General features: G+C 43.2%; 9 protein-coding genes and 1 rRNA gene. All 10 read left to right on the top strand.

Going from position 1 to position 7,845, the window contains the following annotated elements; genetic code table 11:
• Positions 1-6 precede the first annotated feature (6 nt).
• The 10 genes from rrf (at position 7) to rbsB (ending at position 7,790) form a co-directional block, all read left to right on the top strand.
• Positions 7-123: ribosomal RNA gene (gene rrf / locus BUA78_RS18300) — 5S ribosomal RNA — on the top strand.
• Between the two features lie 284 nt (positions 124-407).
• Positions 408-887, top strand: a complete 480-nt coding sequence (locus tag BUA78_RS18295; protein ID WP_072917440.1) for a LysM peptidoglycan-binding domain-containing protein — start codon at positions 408-410, stop codon at positions 885-887.
• A gap of 145 nt (positions 888-1,032) precedes the next feature.
• A complete protein-coding gene (locus BUA78_RS21145; RefSeq protein ID WP_072917438.1) occupies positions 1,033-1,212 on the top strand; it encodes an IclR family transcriptional regulator domain-containing protein in 180 nt (59 codons plus the stop codon).
• A 58-nt stretch (positions 1,213-1,270) separates the two neighbouring features.
• Positions 1,271-2,707 (top strand): TrkH family potassium uptake protein, encoded by a 1,437-nt coding sequence (locus BUA78_RS18285; protein WP_072917435.1) that lies wholly within the window; start codon positions 1,271-1,273, stop codon positions 2,705-2,707.
• A gap of 82 nt (positions 2,708-2,789) precedes the next feature.
• Positions 2,790-3,047, top strand: coding sequence for a substrate-binding domain-containing protein (locus tag BUA78_RS18280; protein WP_207650517.1), 258 nt, complete (start codon positions 2,790-2,792; stop codon positions 3,045-3,047).
• Positions 3,034-3,939: a ribokinase gene (gene rbsK / locus BUA78_RS18275; protein ID WP_072917431.1), complete on the top strand. Its 906-nt coding sequence runs from the start codon at positions 3,034-3,036 to the stop codon at positions 3,937-3,939. The genes BUA78_RS18280 and rbsK overlap by 14 nt, the downstream gene beginning before the upstream one ends.
• The gene (gene rbsD / locus BUA78_RS18270; protein ID WP_072917429.1) at positions 3,936-4,328 is read left to right on the top strand and encodes a D-ribose pyranase; all 393 of its coding nucleotides are present in this window, start codon (positions 3,936-3,938) and stop codon (positions 4,326-4,328) included. The genes rbsK and rbsD overlap by 4 nt, the downstream gene beginning before the upstream one ends.
• A 14-nt stretch (positions 4,329-4,342) precedes the next feature.
• Positions 4,343-5,860 carry a sugar ABC transporter ATP-binding protein gene (locus BUA78_RS18265; protein ID WP_084082510.1) on the top strand — a complete coding sequence of 506 codons (1,518 nt, stop codon included), beginning with the start codon at positions 4,343-4,345 and terminating at the stop codon, positions 5,858-5,860.
• A complete protein-coding gene (locus BUA78_RS18260) occupies positions 5,839-6,780 on the top strand; it encodes an ABC transporter permease subunit (RefSeq protein ID WP_072917424.1) in 942 nt (313 codons plus the stop codon). Before BUA78_RS18265 ends, BUA78_RS18260 begins: the two co-directional genes overlap by 22 nt.
• 62 nt (positions 6,781-6,842) lie before the next feature.
• A complete protein-coding gene (gene rbsB, locus BUA78_RS18255) occupies positions 6,843-7,790 on the top strand; it encodes a ribose ABC transporter substrate-binding protein RbsB (protein WP_072917423.1) in 948 nt (315 codons plus the stop codon).
• Positions 7,791-7,845: the final 55 nt, after the last annotated feature.

Here is a 7,845-nt window from a genome sequence, read left to right as displayed (position 1 = left end):
AAGATTTCTGGTGGCGATACCGGAGGGGGTACACCTGTTCCCATCCCGAACACAGCAGTTAAGCCCTTCAGGGCCGATGGTACTTGGGACGCAAGTCCCTGGGAGAGTAGGTCGTCGCCAGAGTGATTTTAAAAAGGCTCACAGTTTATCATAACTGCTGAGCTTTTTATTTTGCCTAAAAACGTACTCAATAAACATTATAGAAATATATCCCTAGTTTTGCTTTAGTTAACTTTAAATGCAGAAAAGATACAAGTAAAACACTGCTTGTACTTCTCAGATAGGGAGTTTTGTTGTAACATTGTTTCAGGAATCTTTCTACTTGGATTTGAGAGTTTGTTCCCTGCTAGTTTATCCAAGGATAGCAGGGAGAATTTTTAACTTATCAAAGAAATCTTGGGGGAGTTATGAACAACTTATCTTTACCATCAACCAAAATTGTTAAAGCTATGACCCTAAATGAGATGGAGGTAGCTTTAGCTCAAGAAAAAAAATCTAAAAGAACAAATACGATATTCATTTTAACGGGCATAATTGTTTTTTTGCTTATGGGTGGCTTAGTTTACAATATTCATGCTAAAGGGCAAATAACAAAGGAAGTAACCAAGCTACAAGCAATTAATGGAAAGCTAACGGAAGAAAATAATAAATTAAAGGAACAATTAGCTGCACCACCTGTTGTTAAAGAAGAGAAGCCAGCTGTAAGCATCATTTATCATCACATTCAGAGCGGTGATAATTTTGCTGTCCTATCGAAAAAATATTATGGCACAGAGGTATTCGCGGTATCAATTGCTAAAATAAATGGCTTGCCCAAGACAGCCCAGCTACAGGTTGGGCAGATTTTACAGATACCTAAAGAACCTGATCCGAGCTGGCAGAAATAAATTACCTGAGATTTAAAGCCCAGTGGTTAAACCATGGTGGATAGGAGTCCAGTCAGATCAGGTACAGGAAGAATTAAATATTAGAAAGTCGCTAGACCCTTTCTTCAAGATTCAAATAATCTAACTAAAGAAACCGTCTTTCTAAGTGTGTTGCACAAGGGCGCGACTTTATGTAGGAATTCCTAAACTTACTGAAAAAACAATAACAGAACCAAAAATACTTTTTAACAGACTAAATGTTATCAGGGAACAAGGTTATGCTATTGATGAAAACACATTAAAAGCAACACTGTTGAAACTGCAAATCAAATTTCAGGGGCCTTAGGATATAGAACAGGTTAATTGCTGTCAGTTTACTAAGCTACCTTCGGGAGATTATTGCCTTGAATACGTATCTTATTTTAAGAGCTCTAGGGATTATGCTATGCTGTGAAGCAGTGGCTATGCTGCCCTCCTTTGGATTGTCCTTAGTCGAAGAGGGCAGTGATGATACACTGGCTTTTTTTACTAGCATTACCATAACAGCAATTATTGGGTTAGCACTCACCTTAAGTAAACCCAGAACCATGCAAGTTGGTTATAAAGAAGGATTTATTGTTGCTACCTCCGGGTGGTTGTTATTATCTATCTTTGGTGCGATACCCTATTTCTTAAGTGGTATTATACCGCTACCGGTGGATGCTTTCTTTGAATCTGCATCAGGTTTTACCACCACAGGCGCTTCTATGATAACAGATGTTGAAACGTTACCCAGGGGAATCTTATTTTGGCGGAGTCTTACCAACTGGCTGGGTGGTATGGGTATCATTGTGTTAACGCTTGCTATCATGCCATCTTTAAATGTTGCGGGTTTTCGTATGTTTAAGGCGGAAGTACCTGGTCCTACCAAAAGTAAGGTATTACCTAAGGTAGCACAAACCGCCAAGGAACTCTATAAGGTGTATTTATGTTTTTCATTAGTAGAACTTTTATTGCTAAAAACCGCCGGTATGTCCTGGTTTGACTCTTTGATTCACGCATTAGGGACGGTGGCTACCGGAGGGTTTTCGTCAAAAAATACGAATATCAGTTATTATGATAGCTTATCGATAGAGCTAATTATTGTCTTTTTTATGATTCTTTGTGGTATTAATTTTAGTTTACACTACAGTGTTTCCAAGGGTAATTGGCTAGCCTATTTTAAAGATACTGAAACAAAAACTTACTTGGCCATAGTTGCTGTTGCAGTTATGTTTGTAAGCATAAATTTGGTTAATGACTTAGATTATAGTGTTGACAAAGCGGCTCGTCTGGCATTATTTCAAGTGGCATCCGTGATCACCAGTACAGGCTTTATTACGGAAGATTTTTACCAGTGGCCGGACTTGAGTCGATATTTACTGTTCACACTTATGCTTATCGGGGCATGTTCAGGTTCCACTGGTGGTGGAATTAAGGTTATTCGTCTGATTATTTTAATGAAGGCCATTTCTAATCAATTGGCAAGGCTGGTACATCCTCAGGCTGTTATTCCAGTGAGATTAGGTAATAATGTAATTCCTCAGGAAGTGGTACAAACAGTCCAAAATTTCTTTGCTTTGTTTGTTGTGATTATTGGTTTTGCAACCGGGCTATTGGTTGCTATGGGACTTGATTTAGCAACTGCTGCTACTACTGTGGTTACGTCTATAAGCTGTCTGGGTACTGTAAGCCCGTCTACCGTTTTTGTTGATTTACCGGCAGCAGCAAAATTAATTTTAACTTTTTGTATGTTTATTGGCAGGTTGGAATTATTTACGGTGCTTGTGGTTTTAAATATGTGTTTTAGCAATAAAAGATAAATAGTTTTGGATGAAAAATCACTAAGTGGCCTTGGTCACTTAGTGATTTTTATTTATTGACAGCCCCAGCATGATTCGCATTGTGCCAACTACAGAGGCTGGCTTAAAAGCCCCCGCAGACATCGCCTTAGTGGGATATGACGGAATAGCTTTATGGAAATATGTTTATCCTAAATTAACCACGGTTCTCCAGCCAACCTATGAGATAAGGGGTATGGCAGTTCAAGGAATCGTTAAATCCCATTCCCATAACGAAATTATTTCCCCGTATATGGAGGTTAAGCTGATTTTAAAAATCAGAGATTCATCCCTAAGGAGGAAAACTTTTGACAACACCTAGGGTTGTAGTAGTGGGCAGTATTAATATGGATCTAGTAAGTTATTCGGAAAGAATTCCCCGTATAGGAGAAACGGTGCTGGGGGAACGCTTCTTAATGGTTCCCGGGGGTAAAGGGGCTAATCAGGCAGTGGCTGCGGCTAGACTGGGTGCTCAAGTGATCCTGTTAGGTGCTGCCGGAACGGACAGTCACGGTGAACAACTTCTGAGGCATTTGCAAGAGTCGGGGATAGATATTAGTCACATTAAAAAAGGAACTACTTCAACAGGAGTTGCCCTCATTAATGTTGATATACGTGGCAATAATCAGATTGTGGTGGTACCAGGTGCTAACTTTTCCCTGACCATAAGAGACTTAGAGGAACGAGAACAGATTTTTGCTAACGCTGATGTGGTAGTTCTCCAGTTGGAAATTGCCTTAGAAGTCGTTGGCAAAGCTATAGAGATTGCTGGCAGGTATAAGAAACCGGTTATTTTAAATCCTGCTCCAGCCCAAGATTTGCCGGATCAATGGCTTGGACAAGTGGATTATTTAATTCCCAATGAGCATGAAGCTCTTTTACTGGGTGGCTCCCCCGACAACAATTATGCTGCACTGCGGGAAAAGATAAAACAAGTACTGCTGGTAACCAGAGGTGAACGGGGAGCACTTTATTCCACTGGGGAAGCGGTAGAAATTATTCCTGCGTTTAAAGTAAAGGTTGTAGATACCACAGCAGCGGGAGATGCTTTTATTGGCGGCTTCAGTGTAGCACTGGCTGAAAAAAAACCACTGAAGGAGGCCATTATTTTTGCTAATGCAGTGGCAGCGTTATCTGTAGGTAAAGAGGGAGCTCAAACTTCACTGCCAAGACGACAGGAAGTTGAACAATTTATTAGGGGCGATCAGTCATGAAGAAACAGGGTATTTTACAGCGCGACTTAGCAGCTTTAATAGCCAGCCTGGGGCATGGCGATGCCATTGTTGTTGCCGATAGCGGTTTACCGATCCCGCTGGGTGTAACCTGCATAGATTTAGCCGTCACTGAGGGTGTGCCGGGTTTCCTGGAGGTGCTGGATGCCATTCTCTATGAGATGGTGGTAGAAAGGGCAACGGTGGCCGGGGAACTGCAGTCTAACTCTACATTTATCGATCATATCACCAGCAAATTGGTGTCAGTGGATTTACAAGTGGTTAACCACGAGGAGTTTAAAAGACGTACTGCCGGGGTCAGGGCTATCATCCGCACGGGTGAATGGACGCCCTATGCAAACATTATTTTGTATGCAGGTGTGGCCTTTTAAAGGGGGCAATGACTTTGGAATTGTTGGAAATGCAAGGGATCACCAAGGAGTTTCCAGGGGCCAAAGTATTAAATGGTGTAAACCTCACTATTAGAGAACAGGAGATACACGCTCTACTGGGGGAAAATGGTGCGGGCAAATCAACCCTGATGAAGATTCTTACCGGCATCTACCCGATGAATAACGGTAGTGTTTTTTATAAGGGAAAGGAAGTTCATATTAAAGGACCCAAACAAGCAGAAGATATGGGAATCGTGATGATTCACCAGGAATTTAATCTGGTTCCCCATCTCAGCATTGCTGAAAATATTTTTTTGGGTAGTGAAAAGCCCTTTACCACCTGGGGAGTTGTTAATTGGTCCAGTTTAGTAGATGCTTCTCGTACCTATATGAATCAGGTAGGGTTAAAGGTACATCCTAAAACACCAATAGCCCAACTTAGTGTTGGTGAAAAGCAATTAGTAGAGATTGCTAAAGCCTTATCGAGAAAGGCAAAATTATTAATTATGGATGAACCCACAGCCGCTTTGACAGAAAAAGAAAAGGAAAAATTATTCGAGATTATGCAATCCCTGATAAGCCAGGGCGTCTCTATTATTTATATCTCTCACCGGATGGAAGAACTTTTTCAAATTTGTCATCGGGTGACGGTGTTACGAGATGGCCGGTATATTGGCACACTCAAGATACCGGAGACCAACATTGATGAATTAGTGGCTTTAATGGTGGGGCGGCAAGTTACGGAGCGGTTTCCCAAAGTGAATCATCAGCCTACTGAAGTCATCTTACAGGTGGAGAATTTCTCCAATCGGGCACTGGTAGATGTAAGCATTGAGTTGAGGGCGGGAGAAGTGGTTGGTCTTGGTGGGCTAATGGGTGCCGGACGAACAGAGCTAGCCAGGGCCATATTTGGTCTGGACCCGGTGCAGGGAAGGCTGAAAGTAATTGGCTCCGGAGCGGCAAACTTTAGCGGTAGATTCCATCATCCTCAGGAAGCTATCAATCACGGCCTGGCGATGGTTACCGAAGACAGAAAAGACCAGGGGCTCCTCCTTCCCTTTAGTGTTCAAGCCAATTTAGCTTTACCTACCTTACATAAAAGATCTACACTAGGTGTCATTGAGCGAACCAAAGAATCCGAGATGACCCGCAAGTACATTCAATTATTAAGAATTAAAACATTGGGGCCGAGCCAACTCGTTAAAAGCCTTAGCGGTGGGAACCAACAAAAGGTTGTTTTTGGCAAATGGCTGGAGACTAATCCGAGAATATTACTTTTAGATGAACCTACCCGGGGTGTAGATGTCGGCGCTAAGGTAGAGATTTATGAACTAATGAACCGACTTACTTCGGAAGGCTTGGGTATTATCCTGATTTCCTCCGATTTACAGGAACTCATCGGGATGAGCGACCGTATCTACGTGATGTATGAGGGGAAGATAACGGGCCACTTTACCCGTGAGAATATTACGGAAGAGGCGTTTATGCATTGTGCCACAGGAGGTGTCCAATGGGAAGCCCAAGGACTATAATCCAACGCTACAATTTAGGTCCATTAATTGGCCTGTTGATGATCATCGTTGTGCTATCCTTCTTGACTGACCGCTTCTTTACCATATCTAACCTATTAAATGTTGCCAGGCAAGTGTCCATTAATACTTTATTAGGTGTGGGTTTAACCTTTGTGATCTTAACCGGAGGGATTGACCTTTCCGTGGGGGCCATCCTGGCTTTGGCCGGCGCCTTGGGGGCAGGTCTTTTGGGACTGGGCTATGATCCTATTTTGGCAGTACTTTTTTCCTGCTTGGTTGGTTTGCTGGCAGGAACTTTAAACGGCACCATTGTGGCCTATGGTCGTGTGGCACCCTTTATTGCCACCCTAGCCACTATGACCCTCTTTCGGGGGGCTACCCTAGTCTATACCGAAGGCAGACCCATCCGGGCAGTGGCTGAGGGCTTTAATACGTTAGGTGGTGGCTATATTGGTCCCATCCCCACGCCGGTAATTATCACCTTCATGGTGGTGCTGCTAGCCGGGTTTGTCTTAACCAATATGACGGTGGGGAGAAGAATCTTTGCCCTGGGGGGTAATGAAGAAGCAACCATCCTTAGTGGAGTTAAGACAACTCGTTACAAAATCATGGTTTATTCTGTTAGTGGTTTATTGGCCGGTCTAGCCGGGGCGATCTTAACCTCCAGGTTATTATCGGCCCAGCCCACCGCAGGTATGGGGTACGAACTGGATGCCATTGCCGCAGTAGTTATTGGCGGTACTCGCTTAACCGGCGGCCAGGGTGGTGTTGTGGGAACCCTGATTGGTGCCCTCATTATCGGCATTATTGATAATGGTTTAAATCTGTTGAACGTATCATCCTTTTACCAACAGGCTGTTAAGGGACTCATTATCCTAATTGCTGTATTAATAGACCGCCGTAATGCTGCCGGGGGGTGATAGAAGAGTCGTCGAACCGTGGGAAAATACTTTAAAGTAACTAATTTTAAGGAGGAGAAAAAATGAAAAAGCTTCGTAAATTGGCAATTTTATTGGTGGGCCTGGTATTTGTTTTGGGTGTAGTGGCTGGTTGTGCTGGTAAAAAAGAAGAGGCCAAAGAAACTCCCAAGGCAGAAAATCAGGAGCAAAAACAGCTGACCATTGGTTTGGCCGTTTCCACCCTAAACAACCCCTTCTTTGTTGATATGAAAGACGGTGCCCAGGCAACAACAGATAAAATAGGGGCAAAACTGGTGGTTGTAGATGCCCAAGATGACGCTTCTAAGCAGGTTTCCCAGGTGGAAAACCTCATTCAGCAAAAAGTAGACGTTATTTTGTTAAACCCCACCGATAGCGATGGTTTAGTTACCGCCGTAAATGATGCTAACACTGCTAAAATTCCTGTCATTACCCTGGACCGAAGTGTAAATGGTGGTACTACGGTTTCCCACATTGCTTCCGATAACGTCGCCGGTGGTAAAATGGCAGCTGAATATATTTTAAAGCAATTAAATAATACAGGTAACGTAGTTGAATTAGAAGGTATTGCCGGCACCTCTGCAGCGCGGGATCGTGGCAAGGGCTTCCACGATGTCATGGATGCGCAACAGGCTGTCAAGGTTGTTGCCAAGCAACCCGCAGACTTTGATCGCTCCAAAGGCCTGACTGTTATGGAAAATATTTTGCAAAGCCAGCCCCAAATACAAGCTGTTTTCGCCCATAACGATGAAATGGCCTTAGGGGCTATTCAAGCTCTTAAAGCTTCCAAGAGAGAGAATGTTATGGTGGTTGGCTTCGATGGCGGTGCTGATGCTGTTAAAGCCGTTAACGATGGTACCATGGCTGCCACTGTAGCTCAGCAGCCTAAACTAATCGGTGAAATTGGTGTACAAACTGCAGAAAAAGTGAAGAAGGGTGAAAAAGTAGAAACCAGCATTCCCGCTGAGCTGAAGCTGGTTACCAAGCAATAACGCTACTAAAAAAACGTCTGAGCCAAAAACTCAGACGTTTTTTTTAGAACTCAAA

It is taken from the genome of Desulforamulus aeronauticus DSM 10349 (assembly GCF_900142375.1).
Lineage (GTDB): Bacteria > Bacillota > Desulfotomaculia > Desulfotomaculales > Desulfotomaculaceae > Desulfotomaculum > Desulfotomaculum aeronauticum.
Note: the sequence above shows the minus strand (reverse complement) of the source record. Positions and strands in the feature narration are given on the sequence as shown.